Annotated in this window: 24 protein-coding genes and 1 riboswitch; of the genes, 20 read left to right on the forward strand and 4 right to left on the reverse strand. The window is 76.4% G+C overall.

The window, feature by feature from the left end:
• Window positions 1-120: 120 nt before the first annotated feature.
• Window positions 121-330, reverse strand: coding sequence for a hypothetical protein (locus ACI79B_RS21975; RefSeq protein WP_456930292.1), 210 nt, complete (start codon window positions 328-330; stop codon window positions 121-123).
• Between the two features lie 36 nt (window positions 331-366).
• Between ACI79B_RS21975 and ACI79B_RS21980 the strand changes: the two genes are divergently transcribed.
• The 3 genes from ACI79B_RS21980 to ACI79B_RS21990 all read left to right on the forward strand — a co-directional run bounded on the left by ACI79B_RS21980 (window position 367) and on the right by ACI79B_RS21990 (window position 1,509).
• Entirely contained in the window at window positions 367-876 is a 510-nt protein-coding gene (locus tag ACI79B_RS21980; protein ID WP_456930291.1) for an Lrp/AsnC family transcriptional regulator, read from the forward strand.
• Between the two features lie 29 nt (window positions 877-905).
• Window positions 906-1,217, forward strand: coding sequence for a DUF4229 domain-containing protein (locus ACI79B_RS21985; protein ID WP_456930290.1), 312 nt, complete (start codon window positions 906-908; stop codon window positions 1,215-1,217).
• 85 nt (window positions 1,218-1,302) lie between these two features.
• Window positions 1,303-1,509: a hypothetical protein gene (locus ACI79B_RS21990; protein ID WP_456930289.1), complete on the forward strand. Its 207-nt coding sequence runs from the start codon at window positions 1,303-1,305 to the stop codon at window positions 1,507-1,509.
• Window positions 1,510-1,584: 75 nt separating this feature from the next.
• Here the strand turns inward: ACI79B_RS21990 and ACI79B_RS21995 are convergent, their stop codons facing one another.
• The gene (locus ACI79B_RS21995) at window positions 1,585-2,457 is read right to left on the reverse strand and encodes a 1,4-dihydroxy-2-naphthoate polyprenyltransferase (RefSeq protein ID WP_456930288.1); all 873 of its coding nucleotides are present in this window, start codon (window positions 2,455-2,457) and stop codon (window positions 1,585-1,587) included.
• The gene (gene menE, locus ACI79B_RS22000) at window positions 2,457-3,596 is read right to left on the reverse strand and encodes an o-succinylbenzoate--CoA ligase (RefSeq protein WP_456930287.1); all 1,140 of its coding nucleotides are present in this window, start codon (window positions 3,594-3,596) and stop codon (window positions 2,457-2,459) included. Before menE ends, ACI79B_RS21995 begins: the two co-directional genes overlap by 1 nt.
• Before the next feature lie 41 nt (window positions 3,597-3,637).
• On the opposite strand from menE, the gene ACI79B_RS22005 reads away from it, so the two are divergent.
• The 3 genes from ACI79B_RS22005 to ACI79B_RS22015 all read left to right on the forward strand — a co-directional run bounded on the left by ACI79B_RS22005 (window position 3,638) and on the right by ACI79B_RS22015 (window position 8,348).
• The gene (locus tag ACI79B_RS22005; protein WP_456930286.1) at window positions 3,638-4,597 is read left to right on the forward strand and encodes an o-succinylbenzoate synthase; all 960 of its coding nucleotides are present in this window, start codon (window positions 3,638-3,640) and stop codon (window positions 4,595-4,597) included.
• A complete protein-coding gene (menD, locus tag ACI79B_RS22010; RefSeq protein WP_456930285.1) occupies window positions 4,594-6,273 on the forward strand; it encodes a 2-succinyl-5-enolpyruvyl-6-hydroxy-3-cyclohexene-1-carboxylic-acid synthase in 1,680 nt (559 codons plus the stop codon). Before ACI79B_RS22005 ends, menD begins: the two co-directional genes overlap by 4 nt.
• 710 nt (window positions 6,274-6,983) lie before the next feature.
• Window positions 6,984-7,153, forward strand: a riboswitch (cyclic di-AMP (ydaO/yuaA leader).
• A 4-nt stretch (window positions 7,154-7,157) separates the two neighbouring features.
• On the forward strand, window positions 7,158-8,348 hold the full coding sequence (locus ACI79B_RS22015; protein WP_456930284.1) for a transglycosylase family protein: 1,191 nt from the start codon (window positions 7,158-7,160) through the stop codon (window positions 8,346-8,348).
• A gap of 98 nt (window positions 8,349-8,446) precedes the next feature.
• Here the strand turns inward: ACI79B_RS22015 and ACI79B_RS22020 are convergent, their stop codons facing one another.
• Window positions 8,447-9,721, reverse strand: coding sequence for an isochorismate synthase (locus ACI79B_RS22020; protein WP_456930283.1), 1,275 nt, complete (start codon window positions 9,719-9,721; stop codon window positions 8,447-8,449).
• A gap of 36 nt (window positions 9,722-9,757) precedes the next feature.
• On the opposite strand from ACI79B_RS22020, the gene ACI79B_RS22025 reads away from it, so the two are divergent.
• The 14 genes from ACI79B_RS22025 (at window position 9,758) to nuoK (ending at window position 24,026) form a co-directional block, all read left to right on the forward strand.
• Window positions 9,758-10,477: a demethylmenaquinone methyltransferase gene (locus ACI79B_RS22025; RefSeq protein ID WP_456930282.1), complete on the forward strand. Its 720-nt coding sequence runs from the start codon at window positions 9,758-9,760 to the stop codon at window positions 10,475-10,477.
• Between the two features lie 212 nt (window positions 10,478-10,689).
• Window positions 10,690-11,376 (forward strand): phosphoribosyltransferase, encoded by a 687-nt coding sequence (locus ACI79B_RS22030; protein ID WP_456930281.1) that lies wholly within the window; start codon window positions 10,690-10,692, stop codon window positions 11,374-11,376.
• 41 nt (window positions 11,377-11,417) lie between these two features.
• Window positions 11,418-12,692, forward strand: a complete 1,275-nt coding sequence (locus ACI79B_RS22035) for a geranylgeranyl reductase family protein (RefSeq protein WP_456930280.1) — start codon at window positions 11,418-11,420, stop codon at window positions 12,690-12,692.
• A gap of 152 nt (window positions 12,693-12,844) precedes the next feature.
• The gene (locus ACI79B_RS22040; protein WP_456901421.1) at window positions 12,845-13,207 is read left to right on the forward strand and encodes an NADH-quinone oxidoreductase subunit A; all 363 of its coding nucleotides are present in this window, start codon (window positions 12,845-12,847) and stop codon (window positions 13,205-13,207) included.
• Between the two features lie 27 nt (window positions 13,208-13,234).
• Window positions 13,235-13,912, forward strand: coding sequence for a NuoB/complex I 20 kDa subunit family protein (locus tag ACI79B_RS22045; protein ID WP_456930279.1), 678 nt, complete (start codon window positions 13,235-13,237; stop codon window positions 13,910-13,912).
• A complete protein-coding gene (locus ACI79B_RS22050; protein ID WP_456930278.1) occupies window positions 13,909-14,646 on the forward strand; it encodes an NADH-quinone oxidoreductase subunit C in 738 nt (245 codons plus the stop codon). Before ACI79B_RS22045 ends, ACI79B_RS22050 begins: the two co-directional genes overlap by 4 nt.
• Window positions 14,643-15,965: an NADH-quinone oxidoreductase subunit D gene (locus tag ACI79B_RS22055; RefSeq protein WP_456930277.1), complete on the forward strand. Its 1,323-nt coding sequence runs from the start codon at window positions 14,643-14,645 to the stop codon at window positions 15,963-15,965. Before ACI79B_RS22050 ends, ACI79B_RS22055 begins: the two co-directional genes overlap by 4 nt.
• Complete coding sequence (gene nuoE / locus ACI79B_RS22060; RefSeq protein WP_456930276.1) at window positions 15,962-16,975, forward strand: NADH-quinone oxidoreductase subunit NuoE; 1,014 nt, start codon at window positions 15,962-15,964, stop codon at window positions 16,973-16,975. The genes ACI79B_RS22055 and nuoE overlap by 4 nt, the downstream gene beginning before the upstream one ends.
• Before the next feature lies 1 nt (window position 16,976).
• Window positions 16,977-18,305 carry an NADH-quinone oxidoreductase subunit NuoF gene (nuoF, locus tag ACI79B_RS22065; protein WP_456930275.1) on the forward strand — a complete coding sequence of 443 codons (1,329 nt, stop codon included), beginning with the start codon at window positions 16,977-16,979 and terminating at the stop codon, window positions 18,303-18,305.
• Window positions 18,302-20,788: an NADH-quinone oxidoreductase subunit G gene (locus tag ACI79B_RS22070; protein ID WP_456930274.1), complete on the forward strand. Its 2,487-nt coding sequence runs from the start codon at window positions 18,302-18,304 to the stop codon at window positions 20,786-20,788. The genes nuoF and ACI79B_RS22070 overlap by 4 nt, the downstream gene beginning before the upstream one ends.
• Entirely contained in the window at window positions 20,785-22,296 is a 1,512-nt protein-coding gene (gene nuoH / locus ACI79B_RS22075; RefSeq protein WP_456930273.1) for an NADH-quinone oxidoreductase subunit NuoH, read from the forward strand. Before ACI79B_RS22070 ends, nuoH begins: the two co-directional genes overlap by 4 nt.
• Window positions 22,289-22,930 (forward strand): NADH-quinone oxidoreductase subunit NuoI, encoded by a 642-nt coding sequence (gene nuoI / locus ACI79B_RS22080; protein WP_456930272.1) that lies wholly within the window; start codon window positions 22,289-22,291, stop codon window positions 22,928-22,930. The genes nuoH and nuoI overlap by 8 nt, the downstream gene beginning before the upstream one ends.
• On the forward strand, window positions 22,927-23,730 hold the full coding sequence (locus ACI79B_RS22085) for an NADH-quinone oxidoreductase subunit J (RefSeq protein ID WP_456930271.1): 804 nt from the start codon (window positions 22,927-22,929) through the stop codon (window positions 23,728-23,730). Before nuoI ends, ACI79B_RS22085 begins: the two co-directional genes overlap by 4 nt.
• Window positions 23,727-24,026 carry an NADH-quinone oxidoreductase subunit NuoK gene (gene nuoK, locus ACI79B_RS22090; RefSeq protein ID WP_456930270.1) on the forward strand — a complete coding sequence of 100 codons (300 nt, stop codon included), beginning with the start codon at window positions 23,727-23,729 and terminating at the stop codon, window positions 24,024-24,026. Before ACI79B_RS22085 ends, nuoK begins: the two co-directional genes overlap by 4 nt.

A 24,026-nucleotide genomic window follows, 5' to 3' on the forward strand; every position in this document is an offset into this window, starting at 1 on the left:
GCCGGGGGCCCCCCGCGCCCCCGCCCCCCCGCGCCCCCCCCCCCCCCCCCCCCCCCCCCCCCCCCCCCCCCCCCCCCCCCCCCCCCCCCCCCCCCCCCCCCCCCCCGGGGAGCGGGCCCGCTAGGCGGGAGAGCCGTCGTCGCGGCGGACGCGGCGGCCGAGCTCGCGGAGGAACTCCGGGTCGTCGTCGGGGGTCACCGGGCGGACCGCGCGCGGAGGCCGCGGACGTCGGGCCGGTCGCTCCCGGCGCAGCTCGCTCCCGGCGACCGCCGTCGCCCGGACGACGAGCACCACCACGAGCACCGCGACCAGCAGCAGCACGACCGGCACCCGGCCTCCCCTCTCCGGGAACGTCCCTGCCGCCCAATGTACGAGCGCGGGGATACTCGGGGGAGCGGGCCGCGACCGCGTCCCCGCACGACCCGGACGGAGCCCCCCATCGACGCCGTCGACCGGCAGCTGATCGACCTGCTGCGCGCCAACGGCCGTGCCAGCATCGCCGAGCTGGCCCGGCAGGTCGGGCTCTCCGCGCCGGCCGTGCACGAGCGCGTGGGCAAGCTCGAGGCCTCCGGGGTGGTCCTCGGCTACCGCGCCGTCGTCGACCCCGCCGCCCTGGGGCTGGACGTCACCGCGCTCATCGGCGTGATCGAGAGCGACGCCGTCGACGACACCGGCGTGGAGGCGGCGCTGCGGGCGATGCCCGAGGTCGAGGACTGCTGGCGCGTGGCCGGCAGCGAGGGCTACGTGCTCAAGGTCCGGGTGACCGACATCCCGGCACTCGAGGCCGCCATCAACGCGTTGAACAGGATCGAGGGCGTCGCCCGCACCCGCACGACCGTCGTGCTCTCCACCAAGTGGGAGGGCCGGACGGGATGACGCCCCACCGCACGCAGGAGGACAGCAGCATGGCCGAGAGCACCACCCCGGGCGCGCCCACCGGCGGTCCCGCGACCCCGCCGCGGATCGTGCCGTGGCTGCTGCTCTACACGTTCGGCCGGCTGGTCATCGCCGCCGCGCTCGTCGCGCTGATCTGGCTGGTGGGGCTGCCCGGCTTCCCGGCGCTGCTGTTCGGCCTGCTGCTGTCGATGCCGGTGGCGCTGGTGCTGCTGCGCCCGGTCCGCGACAAGCTCACCGAGGGCCTGGCCGCCCGCAGCGTCGCCCGCCGCGCCCGCAAGGAGCAGCTGCGCGCCCGGCTGTCGGGCGACGCCGCCGCCTGAGCCCCGTCCCCTCGCGGTGAGCACGTCCGCCGCGGGGCCTCGTCGGCCGTGCGCGGACCCGGTGGTCCGGGCGCATCCTCGTCGCATGGACGCTGTGCGTTCGCTCGTCGGGGTCGTCGGCGTCGTCCTCGCCGCGGTCCTCCTCCTGCTGGGGCTGGTGCTGTCCCCGGTGCTGCTCCTGCTCGCGCCGCTGGTGCTGCTGGTCGTCGGTGCGTGGCGGTTCTGGCGGCTCAAGCGCAAGGCGGAGCGCACGGTGCAGCGCGGCCGCCGGCGTGCGCAAGGCAGGGAATGAGGCGACGCAGAAGCTCCGGAAGGAGGCCGGACGGGCTCTCGGCCCGTCGTAGGCCGGCCCGGTGCGGCGCCCCGCTCAGCCCGACAGGGCGAGCCCGGCGCCGAGCAGCACGCCGGTGGCCAGGGTGAGCAGGCCGGTGGCCTGCAGCGCGGCGATCAGCGCCGGCCCGCGCCCGCCGGAGAGCACCAGCCGCGACGGCGGCACGGCCAGCGGGGCGGCCGCCAGCGCGAGCAGCGCCCAGGGCCGCCCCACCCCGATCGCGACGACGACGGCGAACGCGACTGCGAGCAGCCCGACGTAGAACCGCCGGGTCGCGCGGTCGCCGAGCAGCACCGCGAGCGTGCGCTTGCCCACCCGGGCGTCCCCCTCGACGTCGCGCAGGTTGTTGACCACCAGCAGCGCCACCGACAGCAGCCCGATGGGCACCGCCGCGGCCAGCGCCAGCCCCTCGACCCGCCCGGTCTGCACGAACGTCGTCCCGGCGACGGCGACCAGGCCGAAGAAGACGAAGACGAACACCTCGCCGAGCGCCCGGTAGCCGTAGGGCAGCGGGCCGCCGGTGTAGGTCCAGGCCGCGGCGATGCACACCGCGCCGACGGCGACCAGCCACCAGCTCGACAGCGCCGCCAGCGCCAGCCCCGCGACCCCCGCGACGGCGAACGACAGCAGCGCCGCCGTCAGCACCGCGCGGGGGGAGGCGGCGCCCGAGCCGACCAGCCGCATCGGCCCGACCCGGACCGCGTCGGTGCCGCGCCTCCCGTCGGAGTAGTCGTTGGCGTAGTTGACCGCCACCTGCAGCGCCAGCGCCACGAGCAGCGCCAGCAGTGCGGGCACGAGCCGGAAGCCGTCGAGCGCGGCCGCGGCGCCGGTGCCCACGAGCACCGGCGCGAGCGCGGCGGGCAGCGTGCGGGGCCGGGCGCCGGCCACCCACTGCGCGGGCGTCGCCATCAGCGGACGCCCCCGTCCAGCCGGGCCGCGACGCCGCGGCGGTCGGGCTTGCCGGTGTGCAGCGTCGGCACCGACCCGATCAGGTGCAGCTCGCGCGGCGCGGACGGCCCGCCCAGCCGCTCGGCCACCCACGGCCGCAGGGCCGCGAGGTCGGGGGCGGCGCCCGGCGCCGGGACGACGGCGGCCACCACCCGCTGCCCCCACTCCCCGTCGGGCCGGCCGAACACCACGGCGTCGGCGACGGCGGGGTGCTCGCGCAGCGCTCCCTCGACCGCCTGCGGGGCCACGTTCACGCCGCCGGTGACGACGACGTCGTCGAGCCGCCCGGCCACCGTCAGCCGCCCGTCGGGGCCGACGCTGCCGGCGTCGCGGGTGCGGAACTCGCCGCCGGCGAACGCCGCCGCGGTGCCGTCCGGGTCGCGGCGGTAGCCGAGCGCCAGCACCGGGCCGGCGACCGCGATCCCGTCGTCGTCCACGCGCACCCGGACGCCGTCGAGCGGGACGCCGTCGTAGAAGCAGCCGCCGGCGGTCTCGGTCATGCCGTAGGTGGTCACCACCGCGACGCCGGCCTCCCGGGCGCGCGCCAGCAGGGCCGGGTCGGTGGCCGCGCCGCCGACCAGCACCGCATCGAACGCGCGCAGCGCCCCCGGCTCGCGCTCCAGGTACCGGCGCAGCTGGGTGGGCACCAGGGCGGTGTACCGGCGGCCGGCGGGCATCCGCGCCACCGCCGCGGCCAGGTCCTCCCCGGCCGCGAGCACGGTGGGCGCCGTGCCGCCGAGCACCGAGCGGACCAGCACCTGCAGCCCGGCGACAGCCGGCACCGGCAGCGCGAGCAGCCAGGCGCCGGGCCCGCCGAGCCGGTCGAGGGTCGCCGTCGCCGAGGCCCGCAGCGCCGCGGCCGGCAGCAGCACGCCGCGCGGGCCGCCGGTGGACCCGGAGGTGACGACGACGAGGTCGGCGCCGTCCTCGAGCGGCTCGTCCGGCGCGAGGACCTCCCGCGCGGCGGCCGCGGGCGGCCCGGCCGGGAGGACCGCGAGCGGCGCGGCGCCCTCGAGGCAGGCGCGGACGGCGGGCAGCACGGTGCCGAGGACGGCGTCGGGGGCGTCCGGCGCGGGGAGGACGGTCAGCTGCCGGATCACGGGTCCCGAGGGTACGTCGCGCGCGACATAGGCTTGCGGACGTGATCACCCCCGCCGGCCTCCCCGAGGGGATCGACCGGCTGGCGGTGTGGTCGGTGCCGATGCGCACCCGCTTCCGCGGCATCGACGTCCGCGACGGCGTGCTCGTGCACGGCCCGGCCGGCTGGGGCGAGTTCTCCCCGTTCTGGGACTACGGCGTGGACGAGAGCCGCCGGTGGTGGGCGGCCGCCGCCGAGGCCGCGCTGGAGGGCTGGCCCGCGCCGGTGCGCGACGCGGTGCCGGTCAACGTGACCGTCCCCGCGGTGGGGCCCGAGCGGGCGCACGCGATCGTGGCGGCGTCGGGCTGCCGGACGGCGAAGGTGAAGGTGGCCGAGCCGGGCCAGACCGCCGCCGACGACCTCGCCCGCGTGGAGGCCGTCCGCGACGCGCTGGGCCCGTCCGGCGCGGTCCGGGTGGACGCCAACGCGGCCTGGGACGTCGACACCGCCGTCGCCCGGATCCGGGAGCTGGACCGGGTGGGCCTGGAGTACGTCGAGCAGCCCTGCGCCACGCTCGCCGAGCTCGCCGCCCTCCGCCGCCGGGTCGACGTCCGGGTCGCCGTCGACGAGGGCGTGCGCCGCGCCGATGACCCGCTGGGCGTGGACCTGCGCGAGGCCGGCGACGTCGTCGTGCTCAAGGTGCAGCCGCTGGGCGGCGTGCGGGCCGCGCTGCGCGTGGCCGAGGCGCACGGGCTGCCGTGCGTGGTCTCCTCCGCGCTGGAGTCCTCGGTGGGCATCGCCGCGGGGGTCGCGCTGGCCGCCGCGCTGCCGGAGCTGCCCTTCGCCTGTGGCCTGGCCACGGTCGCCCTCCTGGACGGCGACGTCACCGACGCTCCGCTGCTGCCGGTGGACGGCGCGCTGCCGGTGACCCGGCCCGACCCCGCTCGGCTGGACGCCGTGGCCGCGCCCGGCGACGTGGCCGCCCGCTGGAGCGAGCGGCTGGGCGCGGTGCTGGCCGCGTGAACCCCTCCACCGCGCTGGCCCGCGTGCTGGTCGACGAACTGGTCCGCGGCGGGGTCCGCGACGCCGTCGTCGCGCCCGGCTCGCGCTCGGCGCCGGTCGCGCTGGCGCTGGCCGCCGCCGAGCGGGCCGGCGTCCTGCGGCTGCACGTGCGCATCGACGAGCGCACGGCGTCCTTCCTCGCCCTGGGCCTGGCCCGCGCGTCCGGCCGGCCGGTGCCGGTGCTCACCACCTCCGGGACGGCGACCGCGCACCTGCACGCCGCCGTTCTCGAGGCCGACGTCAGCGGCGTGCCGCTGCTGGCGCTGACCGCCGACCGGCCGCCGGAGCTGCGGGGCACCGGCGCCAACCAGACGATCGAGCAGCCCGGCCTCTACGGCGGCGCGGTGCGCTGGGCGGCCGACGTCGGCGTGCCCGAGGCCGGCCGGGAGGCCGCGCAAAACCGCTACTGGCGCTCGGTGGTGTCCCGGGCGCTGCTCGCGGCCACCGGCGTCCTGTCCGGCGACCCCGGCCCGGTGCAGCTGGACCTGCCGTTCCGCGACCCGCTGCTGCCGGAGGAGGAGCCCGGCCCGCTCGCGGGCCCGTGGGCCGGCCGGGACGGCGGCGCGCCGTGGACCGCCGGGGAGCCCGCGCCGGTCGCGGCCGCGCCGGTCCCGGACGGCCCGCGCACGCTCGTCGTCGCCGGGGACGGGCCGGACGCCGTCGGCCGGGCGTGGGCGGCCGGCGCCGCCGCGGCCGGCTGGCCGGTGGTCGCCGAGCCGAGCGGCGGGGCGTGGACCGACGGCGCGGTGCGCGGCGGGGCGCTGCTGCTCGGCGTGCCCGGCTGGCTGGACGCGCACCGGCCCGAGCGCGTGGTCGTCGTCGGCCGGCCGACGCTGTCCCGGCCGGTGTCGGCGCTGCTGGCCGACCCGCGGGTGCGCGTGGAGACGGTGGTCGCCGGGCCGCGCTGGCCCGACGCCGGCCGGTCGGCGGCGCTGGTCACCCGTGCCGCCCCGCCGGTCGGCCCGCCGGCCGACCCGGGCTGGGCCGCCGCCTGGCGCGCGGCCGCGGACCGGGTGGGCGCGACCGTGGACGCCGCGCTGGACACCGCGCCCGGGCTGACCGCCGCCCGGCTGGCCCGCGACGTCGTCGCCGCGCTGCCGTCCGGCGCGCTGCTGGTGCTCGGCTCCTCGACGCCGGTGCGCGACGTCGACCGGCTCGCCGTGCCGCGCGGCGACGTCGCCGTGCTCGCCAACCGCGGCGTCGCCGGCATCGACGGCACGGTGTCCACCGCCGTCGGGGCCGCTCTGGCGCACGGCGGGCCCGCGGTGGCGCTCATGGGCGACCTCACGTTCCTGCACGACCTGCAGGGGCTGCTCACCGGCGAGGGCGAGCCGCGCCCGGACCTCACCGTGGTGGTGCCCGACAACGACGGCGGCGGGATCTTCGCCCAGCTGGAGCCGGGGCGGCCGGCGTACGCCCGCGACTACCGGCGGGTGTTCGGCACGCCGCACGGGCGGGACCTGGTCGCCGTCGCGGCGTCCCTGGGCTGGGCGGCGACGGCGGTGGCCACGCCGGAGGAGCTCACCGCCGCGCTGGCGTGCGGCGGGCCGCGGGTGGTCGTCGCCCGCACCGACCAGCGCGCGGAGGCCGACCTCGCCGTCGCCCTGCGGGAGGCCGCGGGCCGCGCGCTGGCCTGACCGGCCTCAGGAGCGCCGGACCTCCTGCAGCGACCAGCCGTTGCCGTCGGGGTCGCTGGAGAACGCGAACCGCGAGCCGGGGCGCCCTCGGGGGCCAGCTGCCGGACCCCGGTGACGTCGACCCCACGCCCGGCGGACGGCGTCGACGTCCTCGACGACGAGCTGCGGGCCCGGGTCGAGCCCGGCTCGCCCGGCGGCACGCCCTGGCCGATGACCACCGAGCAGGGGGAGCCCGGCGGGTCATCTGCACCACACGCATGCCCGGGGCCGGGCCGGTGTCGTGGTCGAGCCCGGAACCGACCTGCTCGACGGAGGAGGCCTCGGCGACGTCGACGTCGCTGACCGGGATGCCGATCACCTCGAGTCGCGTGTCCGTGCGGGGGACCCCAGGGAGGTCCGGGCACCCCACGGCGCCTCGCGGCGGGGAGTGCGGGCGCGGATCGGGGCCCGTCGCCGGTGGGCTTCGTCACGGGGTGCGGGGTGGCCGCGACGGGGGCGGGAGGACCACGGCAGGGCCGGATCGCGTGCGGCGAGCAGCGCGTTCCGTTACCCGCGCGGGGGGTCACGCCGACGTCACCCCATACCCCACGGGCCCCAGCCGAACCGTGCTGTGACCGCCGTCACGACGACAGTCGACATGACGACACGTAACGTTTTGGCTGCGCTCAGCGAACACAGAGCGCGGCGCCGGTCCGCCAAACCCTGCCCACCGGTCGCCCACGTCAACTCCCAGGGCAGGGGTGGGGGACCCACTCTTCCGGCGCGCGACGACCTACGGGGGTCTGTCGGAGCGCGCCTCGGGGTGAAGCCGCGGACCGCGGCCGGGCACCGATCGCCCGAACCCGACAGCTCACCTCGCCGGCGGTGATCGGGAGATCATCACCATGCCCAAGCACCGCGCACCCCGCTACGTCCGCACCAAGAAGGTCATCGCCAAGGCCCCTGTCGCCGCCGGCGCCGCCGCCGTCGGTCTGGGCGTCCTGAGCTCGCCGGCGTCCGCCTCCACCACCCACGACTGGACCGGCGTCGCCCAGTGCGAGTCCAGTGGCAACTGGAGCATCAACACCGGCAACGGCTACTACGGCGGCCTGCAGTTCAGCCAGTCCACCTGGGCCGCCTTCGGGGGCACCGACCTGGCCCCGCGTGCCGACCTCGCCACCCCGGCCCAGCAGGTCCAGATCGCCGAGGCGGTCCTGGCCGGCCAGGGCGTCGGCGCCTGGCCGAGCTGCGGCAGGTACCTGACCGACGGCACCACCGAGGCCGCCGCCGAGGCGCCGGCCGCTCCCGTCGAGCAGGCCGCCCCTGCCGCCGAGGCCCCGGCCGCCCCGGCCGAGCAGCCGGCCGCCGAGCAGGCCGCCCCGGCCGAGCAGGCCGAGGTCGCCACCGAGGAGTACACCGTCCGCTGGCGGGACACGGTGGCCAAGATCGCCGCCGCCCACGGCCAGCGCTGGCGGGAGCTCTACGAGCGCAACGTCGACGTCATCGGTGCCAACCCGAACCTGATCTTCCCCGGTCAGGTGCTGGCGCTCAGCGGCTCGACCGCCCCGGCCGAGGCCGCCCCGGCCCCCGCCGCCGCTCCGGCCCCCGCCGCCGAGGCCGCTCCCGCCCCGGTCGCCGAGGCCGCTCCGGCCCCGGTCGCCGCCGGTGAGGCGGCGCCCGCCGCCACCCCGCCGATCGCCGAGGCCGCCCCGCAGGTCGCGCAGGCCTCGGTCGTCGCCGAGATCACGAACACCGCCGGCGCGATCCACGAGGCCGTGCAGGCGGCGGCGAACGCCGTCGTCAGCAACGTCCCGGGCGCCGCGGACATCACCCTCGGCGGCACGCGGGCGAGCGCGGTCGACCCGGACGGCCACCCCTCCGGCAAGGCGCTGGACTACATGGTCATGTCCGACGCCGCCCTCGGCGACGCGATCGCCCAGTACCACGTGGACCACTGGGACGAGCTGGGCGTCGAGTACGTCATCTGGCAGCAGCGCATCCTGACCTCGCCCGACGGTGCCTGGAAGGCGATGGAGGACCGCGGCGGCGCGACCGCGAACCACATGGACCACGTGCACGTGAACTACGTGGGCTGACCTCCCGCACACCCGACGAGGGCCCCGACCGCGCAGCGGCCGGGGCCCTCGCCGTCTCCGGGGGAGGGCGACGACGGCGCCGGCCGGGACCGGGCGTCTCAGCCCTCCAGCGCGGCCTGGAAGGCGGCGAACTTCGACTGCGTCTCGGCGAGCTCGGCCGTCGGGTCGGAGGCGGCGACGATGCCGCAGCCGGCGAACAGCCGGGCCGAGCGCGGGTCGTCGTCGACCAGCTGCGCGCAGCGCAGGGCCAGCCCGAACTCGCCGTCCCCGCGGGCGTCGAGCCAGCCCACCGGCCCGGCGTAGCGCCCGCGGCCCATGCCCTCCAGCTCGGCGATGACCGCGGCGGCGGCCTCGGGCGGGGTGCCGCAGACGGCGGCGGTCGGGTGCACGGCGTCGACCAGCTCCAGCAGCCCGGCCCGGCCGCGGGCGCCCGAGCGGCGCTGGGTGCCGACGACGTCGGTGGCCAGGTGCCGCACGTTGGGCAGCGTCAGCAGCGAGGGTTGCTCCGGCACCGACAGCGCGGTGCAGAACGGGTCGAGCGCGCGGACGAGCGAGTCGACGGCGAGGGCGTGCTCGGCGCGGTCCTTGGCGCTGGCCACGAGGCCCGCCGCGAGCCGCTCGTCCTCGGCGCCCGCGCCGCGCGGGGCGGTGCCGGCCAGCACCCGCGCCGACAGCTGCCGGCCGGTGCGGCGCAGCAGCAGCTCGGGGGTGGCGCCGAGCAGTCCGTCGACGGCGAAGGTCCAGCAGTCGGGGAAGCGGGCGGCCAGCCGGTCGAGCAGGCGGCGCGGGTCCAGCGGCACGTCGGCGGTCACCAGCAGGTCGCGGGCGAGCACCACCTTGGCGAGGTCGCCGGCACCGATGCGGCCGATCGCGGCGGACACCGCGCCGCACCACGACGCGGGGTCGAGCGCGCCGTCGGCGTAGCGCAGCCGGCCCGGCGCGGGGGTCAGCGGCTCGCGGGTGGCCGGCAGCACGTCGCACGGGTCGGCGCCGCCGGTCGTGGTCACCCACGCGACGCCGTCGCGGCGGCCGACGACGACCTCGGGGACGACGAACACCGACGTCTCCTGCGCCGGGTCGAACGCGATGCTCGCGAACACCACCGGTCCGGAGCCGGGCACGCCCACCCCGTCGTCGACGGCGAGGGCGGCAGTGCGGTCGGCCCACCAGGCGGCGGCCTCGGCCAGCGCGCCGGGACCGGAGACCTCGAGGCGGTCGGCCTCGCCCCAGCCGACCAGGCCCTCGCCGCGGCGCACCCAGGACAGCGCGCCCTCGCGCGGCAGCAGCGCCAGCAGGTCGGGGGAGTCGGGGAGCGCGACCGTGGTGACGGCGGGCGCGACGGCGTCCGGGGAGGTCACCGCCGCTGCCGTCACAGCCCCCAGCGTAGGCAGCCGGTAGCGTCGTCCGCCGTGGCAGACCGGCGAGACAGCGCACACACCGCCGGGTCGAGGGCCGGGCTGGACAAGCAGCCGCACGAGGTCGCGGCCATGTTCGACAGCGTCGCCCGCCGCTACGACCTCACCAACACCGTGCTCTCCGGCGGCCGCGACGCCGCCTGGCGGCGGGCCACCCGCGAGGCGCTGGGCGCCCGGCCGGGGGACGTCGTCCTCGACGTGGCCGCCGGTACCGGCGTCTCCACCGTGGAGCTCGCCGCCGGGGGCGTGCACGCGATCGCGTGCGACTTCTCGCAGGGCATGCTGCGGGCCGGCGCGGCGCGGCCGGTGCCGAAGGTGGCCGGCGACGCGATGGCGCTGCCGTTCGCCGACGCGAGCGCCGACGGGCTGGTCGTCTCCTTCGGCCTGCGCAACGTGGCCGACCCCGACGCCGCGCTGCGCGAGTTCGCCCGGGTCGTCCGGCCGGGCGGGCGGCTCGTCGTCTGCGAGTTCTCCAGTCCCACCTGGAGGCCGTTCCGCACCGTCTACACCGAGTACCTCATGCGGGCGCTGCCGCGGATCGCCCGCGCGGTGAGCAGCAACCCCGACGCCTACGTCTACCTGGCCGAGTCGATCCGGGCCTGGCCCGACCAGCCGGCACTGGCCGCCCGCATCCGGGCCGCCGGGTGGACCGACGTCGCCTGGCGCGACCTGACCGGGGGCGTCGTCGCGCTGCACCGCGCGGTCCGCCCCTGACCGGCCCGCCGCCGAGGGCTCCCACGGCCCGCGTGCGGGGATAGCGTCGGCGCATGACGACACCGACACCGATGCCCGAGCCGCCCGGTCCGTCGCCGTCCCCGGTCGACCCGATCTCGCCGCCGTCGCCGGCCCCGCTGCCGCAGCCGAGCCCCACCGACCCGAGCGCCCCGCCGCCGTCGGGCCCCCAGCCCGTCTGACCCGGCCGCGCGGTGGACGGCCGCCCGTACCGCGACCGGCGCGACGCCGGCCGGCGGCTCGCCGCGCGCCTGACCGACCCCGCCCGTCCCCCCGGCGTGCCGCTCGGCCCGGACGCGCTGGTCCTCGGCCTGCCCCGCGGCGGCGTCCTGGTCGCGGCCGAGGTCGCCGCGGCGCTCGGCGCGGAGCTCGACGTGGTCGCCGTCCGCAAGCTCGGCCTGCCCGAGCGGCCGGAGCTGGCCATGGGCGCGCTGGCCGCGGTGGGGGAGACCGTCGAGAGCGTCCGCAGCGAGTCCGTCCTCGCCCGCAACCCCGTCGGGCCCGCCGCCGCGGACGAGGTGCGCCGCTCCGAGCTGGCCGAGCTGCGCCGCCGGCAGCTGGCCTACCGCGGCGACCGGCCGCCGCCCGCGCTCGCCGGCCGCACCGCCGTCCTCGTCGACGACGGGCTGGCCACCGGCTCCACCATGCGCGCCGCCCTCGCCGCGGTCCGGGCGGCCGGTCCCGCCGCGGTCGTCGTCGCCGTCCCCGTCGGGGCGCCCGACGTGTGCGCCGACCTGTCCGTGCTGGCCGACGAGGTCGTCTGCCCGGTCACCCCGCACCCGTTCGGCGCGGTGGGCCGCTACTACGACGACTTCGGCGAGACGTCCGACGACGAGGTGCGCGCCGCGCTCGCCGGCGGCCCCGGCGGGGGGCCCGCCTAGGCTCGGGACGACCGCCGACCGAGCACCGAGGGGGCCAGCGCGTGACGAGTCCGACCGCCGGGGGCAGCGCCGACGTCGTGGTGGTCGGGGCCGGGCCGGCCGGGTCGGCCGCCGCGTGGACCCTGGCCACCGCCGGGCTCGACGTCGTCGTGCTGGAGAAGGCGCGCTTCCCGCGGGAGAAGGTCTGCGGCGACGGCCTGACGCCGCGCGCGGTGAAGGCGCTCGACGAGATTGGGGTCGACGTCTCCCCGGCGGCCGGCTGGGTGCGGCACCGCGGGCTGCGGGTCTTCGGCGGCGGCCGGGTGGTCGAGGTCGACTGGCCGCGGCTGGACTCCTGGCCCGGGTACGGCCTGATCCGGCCGCGGAAGGACCTCGACCCGATGCTCGCCGAGCACGCCGTGGCCGCCGGCGCCCGGCTCGAGCAGGAGGTCACCGTCACCGACCCGCTGCTCGACGACGCCGGCCGGGTCGTGGGCGTGCACGCGCAGGCCGGCCCGGGCAGGGAGCCGGTGACCTGGCGGGCGCCGCTGGTCGTCTCCGCGGAGGGCCTGTCCGGCCGGCTGGCCAAGGCGATCGGGCTGACCCGCCGCGAGGACCGGCCGCTCGGCGTCGCCGTCCGCCGGTACGTCGAGACGCCGCGCGGCGAGGACCCCTACCTCGACATCTCCTTCGACCTGTCCGCCGAGGGCCCCACCGCCGACTCGATGCCCGGCTACGGCTGGTCCTTCGGCATGGGCGACGGCACCGCCAACGTCGGCTTCGGCCTGCTCGACACCCGCCGCGGCGGCGAGACCGACGCGCGCACCGTGCTGCGCCGCTGGCTGGCCACCCTGCCGCCGGAGTGGCAGCTGGGCGAGGAGCACGCGGTCACCCCGCTGCGCGGCGCCGGGCTGCCGATGGCGCTCAACCGCGGCCCGGCCTACACCCGCGGGCTGCTGCTGGCCGGCGACACCGCGGGCGTGGTCAACCCGTTCAACGGCGAGGGCATCAGCTACGCGCTGGAGACCGGCCGGATGGCGGGGGAGACGGCGGCCGCGGCGCTCGCCGCCCCGGAGGGGCCGGCCCGCGAGGCGGTGCTGCGCCGGTACCCCGAGCGGCTGCGCGAGGCCTACGGCCGCCACCACCGGCTCGGGATGGCCTTCCTGGCGCTGCTCGACCGCCCCGGCCTGGTCCGCTTCGCCACCGCGCACGGGCTCGAGCGGCCGGCGATGGTGAACGCCGCGCTGCGGCTGATGGGCAACCTCTCCGACGGCCGCGACGGCGACCGCTTCGACCGCGTGGTCGCCGTCCTCACCCGGCTCACGCCGTCCGTCTGAGGAGCAGCAGAAGCGGTCCGTGACAGGACCGTTACCCGGGGATGTGAACTCACTCACCCCCCGCGCTTCACTTGCCGACCCGGGCGGCATAGGCTCGTGGCACGAGTTTGTGAATTTCTTCACAAGCTCACGAGCCGCCGAGGGAGGCGCCGGTGCTGTCGTCCTACGTCCCGATCGTGGGGCTGTTCGCGCTCGCCGCGGCCTTCGCGCTGTTCTCGGTGACGGTCGCGCCGTTCGTCGGCCCGCGCCGCTACAACCGGGCCAAGCTCGAGGCCTACGAGTGCGGCATCGAACCGGTCGACCAGCCGCTGCACGGCGGCCGCTTCCCGGTGAAGTACTACCTGACGGCGATGCTCTTCATCGTCTTCGACATCGAGATCGTCTTCCTCTACCCGTGGGCCGTCGCCAACGACGCGCTGGGTGTCTTCGGCCTGGTCGAGATGGTGGTCTTCATCGCCACCGTCTTCCTCGCCTACGCCTACGTCTGGCGCCGCGGCGGCCTCGAGTGGGACTGAGCGTGGGACTGACGGAGGGGAGCTGACGTGGGTCTCGAGGAGAAGCTGCCGAGCGGCTTCCTGCTGACCACGGTCGAGAAGCTGGTCAACTGGACGCGCAAGTCCTCGCTGTGGCCGGCCACCTTCGGCCTGGCCTGCTGCGCGATCGAGATGATGGCCACCGGTGCCGGCCGCTACGACCTGGCCCGCTTCGGCATGGAGGTCTTCCGCGCCTCCCCGCGCCAGGCCGACCTCATGATCGTCGCCGGCCGGGTGAGCCAGAAGATGGCGCCGGTCCTGCGGCAGATCTACGACCAGATGCCCGAGCCGCGCTGGGTGCTCGCCATGGGCGTCTGCGCCAGCTCCGGCGGCATGTTCAACAACTACGCGGTGGTGCAGGGCGTCGACCACGTCGTCCCCGTGGACATGTACCTCCCCGGCTGCCCGCCGCGCCCGGAGATGCTCACGGACGCGATCCTCAAGCTGCACCACAAGATCCAGAACGAGCCGCTCGGTCCCAAGCGGGCCCGGCGGCTCGAGGAGGAGCGGGCCGAGGGCCGCGCCCCCGACCTGCTGGTCGAGATGCCCTCCAGCGTCCGCGCCGACAAGGCCAAGCGGGCGGCCTACGAGCAGGCCGCGGCCCTCGGCCGCACCGGCCAGTTCGCCATCGAGCAGCGCGGTGGCGACGCCGTCCTCCTGCCCGGACCGCGCGGCGGGTCCCGGTGACCGGCCCCGGCGACCGCAGCGGCGCCGACGCCTCGCAGGGCGCCGCGGCCGCGGGCGGCGGCTTCCGCAAGGGCGCGTTCGGCGTCAGCGGCAGCGGCGACACCTCCGGCTTCGGCGGCCTGGTCCGCGTCGAGCCCGGCGGGGCGGTCGCGCTGCACTCCACCGACCGCCCCTACGGCGGCTGGTTCGACGAGGTGACCGACGCGCTGGTCGACGCCGTCGGCGCGGCCACCTACGCGGCCGCGGTGCAGCGGGTCCTCGTCGACCGCGGGGAGATCACCTACTTCGTCGCCCGCGAGCACCTGCTGACCCTGGTCCGGGCGCTGCGCGACGACGACGCCCTGCGGTTCGAGCTGTGCAGCAGCGTCTCCGGGGTCGACTACCTGGACAGCGGCGGCCCCGCGGTGGACGCCGGCCGGCCGCGGCTGCACGTCGTCTACCACCTGACCTCGATGACCTACCGGCGGCGGATCCGGCTGGAGGTCGCCGTCACCGCCGAGGACCCGCACGTGCCGTCGGTGTCCTCGGTCTACCCGACGGCGGACTGGCACGAGCGGGAGACGTACGACATGTTCGGCGTCGTCTTCGACGGCCACCCGGCGCTGACCCGGATCCTCATGCCCGACGACTGGGACGGGCACCCCCAGCGCAAGGACTACCCGCTCGGCGGCGTGCCGGTGGAGTACCACGACGCGACGATCCCGCCGCCCGACACCCGGCGGAGCTACCGATGAGCACCACCTACGACCCGTACGCCGGCTCGCGGGAGACCACCGAGGGGCGGGTCTACACCGTCACCGGCGGCGACTGGGACCAGGCCTTCGGCGCGGACCTCTCCGGCGAGGAGCGGCTCGTCGTCAACATGGGGCCGCAGCACCCCTCGACGCACGGCGTCCTGCGGCTGGTCCTCGACCTCGAGGGCGAGACGGTGACCAAGGCGCGGGTGGTCATCGGCTACCTGCACACCGGCATCGAGAAGAACACCGAGTACCGCAACTGGGTGCAGGGCACGACCTTCGTGACGCGGATGGACTACCTGGCCCCGCTGTTCAACGAGGCCGGCTACTGCATGGCCGTCGAGAAGCTGCTCGGCATCGAGGTGCCGCAGCGGGCGCAGACCATCCGCGTGCTGGTCATGGAGATCAACCGGATCGCCTCGCACCTCGTGGGCCTGGCCACCGGCGGCATGGAGCTGGGCGCGCTCACCGGCATGACCAACGGCTTCCGCGAGCGGGAGCTGTGCCTGGACCTGCTCGAGGAGATCACCGGGCTGCGCATGAACCACGCCTACATCCGGCCCGGCGGCGTCGCCCAGGACCTGCCGGCCGGCGTGGAGGAGTCGATCCGCGAGTGGCTCGCGGTCATGCCCGAGCGGCTGGCCGGCTACCACAAGCTGCTCACCGGCCAGCCGATCTGGCAGCGGCGGCTCAAGGACGTCGGCTACCTCGACGTCACCGGCTGCCTGGCGCTCGGCGTCACGGGGCCCGTGCTGCGGGCCGCCGGGCTGCCCTGGGACCTGCGCCGGACGGAGCCCTACCTCGGCTACGAGACCTACGACTTCGAGGTCCCCACCGCCGACACCTCCGACGCCTGGGGCCGCTACCTGGTCCGGATGGCCGAGATGTTCGAGTCGCTGAAGATCGTCCGCCAGGCGCTCGACCGGCTCGAGCCCGGCCCGGTGATGGTCGAGGACCGGAAGATCGCCTGGCCCGCGCAGCTGTCGCTCGGCGCCGACGGCATGGGCAACTCCCTCGAGCACGTCCGGCACATCATGGGCACCTCGATGGAGGCCCTGATCCACCACTTCAAGCTGGTCACCGAGGGGTTCCGGGTGCCGGCCGGGCAGGTCTACGTGCCGCTCGAGTCGCCGCGCGGGGAGCTCGGCTACCACGTCGTCAGCGACGGCAGCACCCGGCCGTGGCGCGTCCACGTGCGCGACCCCAGCTTCGTGAACCTGCAGGCCACCGCGGCCATGAGCGAGGGCGGGATGATCGCCGACGTCATCGCCGCCATCGCCTCCATCGACCCCGTGATGGGAGGGGTGGACCGATGAGCGCGCTCCCCGGGTCCCGGGAGGGTGCGGCGACGACGGGGCTGGTCGACAGCCCGGTCGAGCCGCCGCCGGCGGACCTGCCGCCGCTGACCGAGCAGGCGTGGCTGGAGGCGCGGGAGATCACCGCCCGCTACCCGCAGCCGCGCTCGGCGCTGCTGCCGATGCTGCACCTGGTCCAGAGCTACCAGGGCTACGTGACGCCGGAGGGCGTCGCGCTGTGCGCCGAGGTGCTCGGGCTGACCAAGGCCGAGGTCGGCGCGGTCGCGACCTTCTACACGATGTACAAGCGCCGCCCGACCGGCCGGCACCTGGTCAGCGTCTGCACCAACACGCTGTGCGCCGTCCTCGGCGGGCAGCGGATCATGGACGCGCTGTCGGCCGACCTCGGCGTCCACCACGACGAGACGGCGGCCGACGGCTCGGTCACCCTCGAGCACGCCGAGTGCCTGGCCGCCTGCGACTACGCGCCGGTGGTCACCGTCGACTACGAGTTCTACGACCAGCAGGACGTCGAGAGCGCCCGCGCGCTGGTCGCCGCGCTGCGCCGCGGGGAGAAGCCGCACCCCACGCGCGGCGCCCCGCTCACCGACTTCCGCGGGGTCTCCCGGCAGCTGGCCGGCTTCTCCCAGCACGCCGACGCCGGGGCCGCGCGCGCCGCCGTCGACGCGCCGGGGGAGTGGGGCCCGACGCTGGCCGGCGTCCGGCTGGCCGCCGAGCGCGGCGAGTCCGCCCCGCCGATGAGCGGCCCCGAGCCGGAGCCCGCCGACACCGGCGAGCCCGCGGAGACGGTGGCGCCGTCGGGCGACGCCGGGCAGACGCCGGAGGAGCAGGCCGCCGACGCCCGCGTCGCCGCCGCCGACAACCCGGCCGAGCGGGCCGGCGCCGCGCAGGCCCATCCCGACCGCGGCACCGAGTACGGCCGGCGCACCCCCGGCGGCGAGCGTCCCACCCCCGACACCCCCGCAGGGACCGAGCCGGGCACCTCCGGCCAGGGTCCAGGGAAGGCCTGAGATGCCGCTCACCCCCGTCCTCACCGCGCGCTGGGGCGCCGAGCAGCCCTGGCGGCTGTCCACCTACGAGTCCCTCGACGGCTACGCCGCGCTGCGCACCGCGCTGTCGATGCAGCCCGACGAGCTGGTCTCCCTGGTCAAGGACTCCGGCCTGCGCGGCCGCGGCGGCGCCGGCTTCCCCACCGGCATGAAGTGGAGCTTCATCCCGCAGCCCAAGCCGGGGGAGACGCCGACCGGACCGGCCGCGATGCCCAAGTACCTGGTGGTCAACGCCGACGAGGGCGAGCCGGGCACCTGCAAGGACCTGCCGCTGATGATGACCGACCCGCACTCCCTGGTGGAGGGCGTGATCATCTCGGCGTACGCGATCCGCTGCCGGTTCGCCGTCATCTACGTCCGCGGCGAGGCGGTGCACGCCCACCGCCGGCTGGTGTCCGCCGTCGAGGAGGCCTACGCGGCCGGCTACCTCGGCAGCGACATCCTGGGCTCGGGCTACGACCTGGAGCTGGTCGTGCACGCCGGCGCCGGCGCCTACATCTGCGGCGAGGAGACGGCGCTGCTCGACTCGCTCGAGGGCTACCGCGGGCAGCCGCGGCTCAAGCCGCCGTTCCCCGCGGTCGCCGGCCTCTACGGCGCCCCGACGGTCATCAACAACGTCGAGACGCTGGCCACCGTGCCGTTCGTCGTCCGCGGCGGGGCGGAGTGGTTCAAGCGGTTCGGGCCGGAGAAGTCGCCCGGGCCGAAGATCTACTCGCTGTCGGGCCGGGTCACCCGCCCCGGCCAGTACGAGGCGCCGATGGGCACCACGATGCGCGAGCTGCTGGAGATGGCCGGCGGCGTGCGGGCCGGGCACGAGCTCAAGTTCTGGACGCCGGGCGGCTCCTCGACGCCGTACTTCACCGCCGAGCACCTCGACGTCCCGCTCGACTTCGACTCGGTCGCCGCCGCGGGCTCGATGCTCGGCACGACGGCGCTCATGGTGTTCGACGAGACCGACTCGATCGTCGAGGCCACCCTGCGGTTCACCGAGTTCTACGCGCACGAGTCCTGCGGCAAGTGCACGCCCTGCCGCGAGGGGACCTACTGGCTTGTGCAGGTGCTGCAGCGGCTGGTCGACGGCCGCGGCACGGCGGCCGACCTCGACCTGCTCACCGACACCTGCGACAACATCCTCGGCCGCTCGTTCTGCGCGCTCGGGGACGGTGCGACGAGCTGCATCACCAGCTCGCTCAAGTACTTCCGCGACGACTACGTCGCCCTGCTGCCGCCCGAGGAGCAGGCCCGCCTGGGCCGCTCGCTGCGGCTCGAGCCCGTCGGAGTCGCCTCGTGACGCTCACTCCCACCGCCCCCGAGCCCTCGCCGGCGGTGCCGCCGGGCGTCCCCGGCCCGCACACCCCGCCGGACGCCGTCCACTGCACCATCGACGGCTTCGACGTCGCGGTGCCCAAGGGGACGCTGATCATCCGGGCCGCGGAGATGGTCGGCATCCAGATCCCCCGGTTCTGCGACCACCCGCTGCTGGACCCGGTCGGCGCCTGCCGGCAGTGCCTGGTCGAGGTGGAGGGCCAGCGCAAGCCAGTGGCCTCCTGCACCATGCCGGTCAGCGACGGCATGGCGGTCAAGACGCAGCTGACCAGCCCCGTCGCGGACAAGGCGCAGCAGGGCACGATGGAGCTGCTGCTGATCAACCACCCGCTGGACTGCCCGGTCTGCGACAAGGGCGGCGAGTGCCCGCTGCAGAACCAGGCGATGAGCAACGGCCGCGCCGAGACCCGCTTCGTCGACGTCAAGCGGACCTATCCCAAGCCGCTGCCGATCAGCAGCGAGATCCTGCTCGACCGCGAGCGCTGCGTGCTGTGCGCCCGGTGCACCCGGTTCTCCCAGCAGGTGGCCGGCGACCCGTTCATCGAGCTGTTCGAGCGGGGCGCGCTGGAGCAGGTCGCGGTCTACGAGGACGAGCCGTTCTCCTCCTACTTCTCCGGCAACACCACCCAGATCTGCCCGGTCGGCGCGCTCACCAGCGCGCAGTACCGGTTCCGGTCGCGGCCGTTCGACCTGCGCAGCGAGCCCTCGGTGTGCGAGCACTGCGCCTCGGGCTGCTCGATGCGCACCGACTACCGGCGCGGCAAGGTCATGCGCCGGCTGGCGGGGGAGGACCCGGCGGTCAACGAGGAGTGGACCTGCGACAAGGGCCGCTTCGCCTTCCGCTACGCCGCGACCAACGACCGGCTCACGACCCCGCTGGTCCGCCGCGACGGCGTGCTGGAGCCCGCCTCCTGGCCGGACGCGTGGGCCGCGGCCGCCGAGGGCCTGCGCGCCGCGCGGGCCGCGGGCGGGGTCGGGGTGCTGCCCGGTGGCCGGCTGACCGTCGAGGACGCCTACGCGTACGCCAAGTTCGCCCGCGTGGCGCTGGGCACCCACGACGTCGACGCCCGCGCCCGCGCGCACTCGGCCGAGGAGCAGGCCTTCCTCGCCGCGCACGTGGCCGGCACCGGCCCGGGCCGCGGGGCGGTCACCTACGACGAGCTCACCGCCGCCCCGGCCGTGCTGCTGGCCGGCTTCGAGCCGGAGGAGGAGTCGCCGATCGTCTTCCTCCGCCTGCGCCGGGCGGTGCGGAAGAACCGGCTGGCCGTCTACGACCTGGCCCCGTTCGCCAGCCGCGCGGCGCAGAAGCTGCAGGCCACCGTGCTGGTCACCCGGCCGGGCGAGGAGGCCCGCGCGCTCGCGGCGCTGGCCGAGGGCAGCTGGGGCGGCCCCGCCGTCGAGGCGCTGCGGCAGCCCGGCGCGGTCGTGCTGGCCGGCGAGCGGCTGGCCGAGGTGCCCGGCGCGTTCACCGCGCTGGCCGCGCTCGCCCGCGCCACCGGCGCCCGCCTGGCCTGGGTGCCGCGGCGGGCCGGGGAGCGCGGCGCCGTCGAGGCCGGCGCGCTGCCCGCGCTGCTGCCCGGCGGCCGGCCGGTCGAGGACCCCGTCGCCCGCGCCGAGGTGGCCGCGCTGTGGGGCGTGGACCCCGCCGACCTGCCGGCGCTGCCCGGGCGGGACACCACCGGCATCCTCGCCGCGGTCCGCGACGGCCGGCTGGCCGGCCTCGTCGTCGGCGGCGTGGACCCCGCCGACCTGCCCGACCCCGCGCTCGCGGCGGGAGCGCTGGCCGCGGCGTCGTTCGTCGTCAGCCTCGAGCAGCGGCCGACCGCCGTCACCGAGCACGCCGACGTCGTCCTGCCGGTGGCCGCCGCGCCGGAGAAGGCCGGCAGCTACCTGGACTGGGAGGGCCGGGTGCGGTCCTTCGACGCCACGCTGCACGGCACCGGCCAGCTCCCCGACGGCCGGGTGCTGCACGGCCTGGCCGAGCACCTCGACGCCGACCTGCGGCTGCCCACCCCCGAGGCGGCCCGCGCCGAGCTCGCCTTCCTCGGCGACGCGAGCGCCCGCGCCGAGGGCGGCCTCGACGTGCCGCCGGCCGTGGCGCCGGAGCCGGGCGAGGGCGAGGCGCTGCTGGCCTCCTGGCGGCAGCTGCTCGACGTCGGGACGCTGCAGCGCGACGAGCCCGAGCTCGCCGGCACCGCCCGCCCGCCGGTGGTGCGGATCAGCGCCGCGCGGGCTGCCGGGCTCGGGGTGGCCGACGGCGCCCCGCTCACCGTCACCGGCGCCACCGGCTCGGTCACCCTGCCCGTCTGCGTCACCGAGATGCCCGACGACGTGGTGTGGCTGCCGATGCGCTCACCGGGCAGCGAGCTGCGCACCGGTCTCGGCACGGCGCCCGGCGGCGTCGTCCGGCTGAGTGCTCCGGGATCGAGCGCGGGAGGTGTCGCGTGACCCTGCTCGCCGCCGCCGACCAGCCGACGCTCGAGGACTTCGGGCACGACGTCTGGTGGATCGTGCTCGTCAAGATCGTCGGCGTCTTCGTCGTGCTGGTCCTGATGACGCTGTTCGCGATCGTGTTCGAGCGCAAGGTCGTCGCCCGCATGCAGCAGCGCGTCGGCCCCAACCGGGTCGGCCCGCGCGGCTACCTGCAGAGCCTGGCCGACGGGCTGAAGCTGGCGTTCAAGGAGGACATCCGGCCCGCGCTCGCGGACAAGCCGGTCTACTTCCTGGCCCCGGTCATCGCGACCATCCCGGCGTTCCTGGCGTTCTCGGTCATCCCGCTGGGCCCGGTGGTCAGCATCTTCGGCCAGCAGACCCCGCTGCAGCTCACCGACGCCCCGATCGGCGTCCTGGTCGTCCTGGCCTGCTCGGCGATGGGCGTCTACGGCATCGTGCTGGCCGGCTGGGCCTCGGGCTCCACCTACCCGCTGCTCGGCGGGCTGCGCAGCGCCGCCCAGATGGTCAGCTACGAGATCGCGATGGGCCTGTCGATCGTCGCGGTGTTCCTCTACGCCGGGTCGATGTCGACCTCGGAGATCGTCGCCGCCCAGGCCGACGGCAACCGGCTGTCGTTCTTCGGGCTGGAGTTCACCGGCCCGGGCTGGTTCGCGGTCCTGCTGCCGGTCAGCTTCGTCATCTACGCGGTCGCCGTCGTCGGCGAGACCAACCGGGCGCCGTTCGACCTGCCCGAGGCGGAGAGCGAGCTGGTCGGCGGCTTCCACACCGAGTACTCGTCGCTGAAGTTCGCGCTGTTCTTCCTCGCCGAGTACATCAACATGGTCACCGTCTCGGCACTGGCCGCGACGCTGTTCCTCGGCGGCTGGCGGGCCCCGTGGCCGATCTCGATCTGGGACGGCGCCAACTCCGGGTGGTGGCCGCTGCTGTGGTTCTTCCTCAAGGTCTGCGTGGCGCTGTTCGTGTTCATCTGGCTGCGCGGGACGCTGCCCCGGCTGCGCTACGACCAGTTCATGCGCTTCGGCTGGAAGGTGCTGGTGCCGACGGCGCTGGTCTGGATCCTCGCCGTCGCCACCATGCGCACCGTCTCCCGCGAGGCGGACCTGTCCACCGGTCAGGTGGCGGTGTTCGTCGGCGTGCCGATCGCGCTGCTGGTGCTCCTCGGCCTGTCGGTCGCCAGCCGGGCCAGCAACCGCGACACCCGGCTCATGGCCGAGGACGCCGCGGCCGGCGGCGTCCACGCCACCGACCCCGACCCCGACCCCGAGGTGCTGCCCCCGGCCGGGCCGCGGCACCGGCCGGCGCAGCGCACCGGCCCGGCCCGCGCCGAGGGCGGCTTCCCGGTGCCGCCCATGGACCTCGTCGTGCCGCCGTCGCCGCGGCTGCGCCGGGCCGAGCCGGTGGGCGCGCGCCCCGAGGGCGGCGTGGTCAGCAGCGGCCGCCGGGCCGGCGGCAGCACCACGGGCAGCACCGCGACCAGCGCACAGGAGGACTCCGATGTCTGAGCGGACCCCCGCGGGGGCCACCCCGGCCCGGCGCGGCGGGGGCGAGGTCGAGCGGGCCGGCGGCGCCGGTGGCGGCACGCCTGCGCCCCGCCGCAGCCTGCTGCCGGCGCCCGGCCAGGGGTTCGGCGTCACCTTCGGCCAGATCTTCAAGAAGGTGACCACCGAGGAGTACCCCGAGGTCCCCAAGGTGACCAAGCCGCGCTACCACGGCCGGCACGTGCTCAACCGACACCCCGACGGGCTGGAGAAGTGCATCGGCTGCGAGCTGTGCGCCTGGGCCTGCCCGGCCGACGCGATCTACGTCGAGGGCGGGGACAACACCGAGGACGCGCGCTACAGCCCCGGGGAGCGGTACGGCCGCGTCTACCAGATCAACTACCTGCGCTGCATCTTCTGCGGGCTGTGCATCGAGGCCTGCCCCACCCGCTCGCTGACGATGAGCAACGACTTCGAGCTGGCCGACGACAACCGGCAGGACCTGATCTACACCAAGGAACAGCTCATGGCCCCGCTGCTGCCGGGCATGGAGGCCCCGCCGCACGCCATGCGCCTCGGCGACGACGAGAAGGCCTACTACGTGCGCGAGCCCCAGCAGGGCTCGCCGGCCGAGCCGGTCACGGTGGAGCGGGCATGACCGAGGTCGCCATCGGCACCGGCGAGGCCGTCGTCTTCTGGATCCTCGGCCCGGTCGCGCTGGCCGGGGCGCTGGGGATGGTGTTCAGCCGCAACGCCGTCCACTCGGCACTGTGGCTGGTCAACACGATGCTGGCGCTCGGCGTCTTCTACGTCGTCCAGTCCGCGCCGTTCCTCGGCGCCGTGCAGATCATCGTCTACACCGGCGCGATCATGATCCTGTTCCTGTTCGTCCTCATGATGGTCGGCCGGGACTCCTCGGACTCCGTGGTCGAGACGCTGCGCGGGCAGCGGGTGGCGGCCACGGTGCTCGGCGTCGGGTTCGCCGGGCTGGTCGGCGCCGGCATCGCCCGCGCCACGCAGGACACCCCGGTCGCGGGCCTGTCCGACGCGCAGGGCGGCACCGGCAACATCGACTCGATCGCCGAGCTGCTGTTCACCCGCTACCTGCTGGCCTTCGAGGTCACCAGCGCGCTGCTGATCACCGCCGCGGTCGGCGCGATGGTGCTCGCGCACATCGAGCGCGAGCCCGGCACCCGGCGGACGCAGAAGGAGCTCTCCCGCGCCCGGTTCCTCACCGACCGGCCGCAGACCCTGCCCGGCCCCGGCGTGTTCGCCCGCGCCAACTCCGTGGCCGCCGGCGCGCTGCTGCCCGACGGGCGCACCGCCGAGGACAGCCTGGCCACCGGCATCGAGCCCCAGGAGGTCGAGCAGATGCCCCGCCCCACCGGCCGCGCCCAGCTGGGCAGCCCGGACGCCGCGCTCGGCACGCTCGACCCGGCTCCGGAGGACCGGCGATGACGCTCACGCACTACCTGGTGCTCGCGGCGATCCTGTTCACCATCGGCGCCGTCGGCGTACTGGTGCGGCGCAACGCGATCGTCGTCTTCATGTGCGTCGAGCTGATGCTCAACTCGGTCAACCTGACGCTGGTCACCTTCGCCCGGGCCTCCGGCACCGTCGACGGCCAGATCATGGCGTTCTTCGTCATGGTCGTCGCCGCGGCGGAGGTCGTCGTCGGCCTCGCGATCATCATGTCGATCTACCGGACCCGCCGGTCGGCGTCGGTCGACGACGCCAACCTGCTCAAGTACTGA

It is taken from the genome of Geodermatophilus sp. SYSU D00879, from assembly GCF_054050375.1.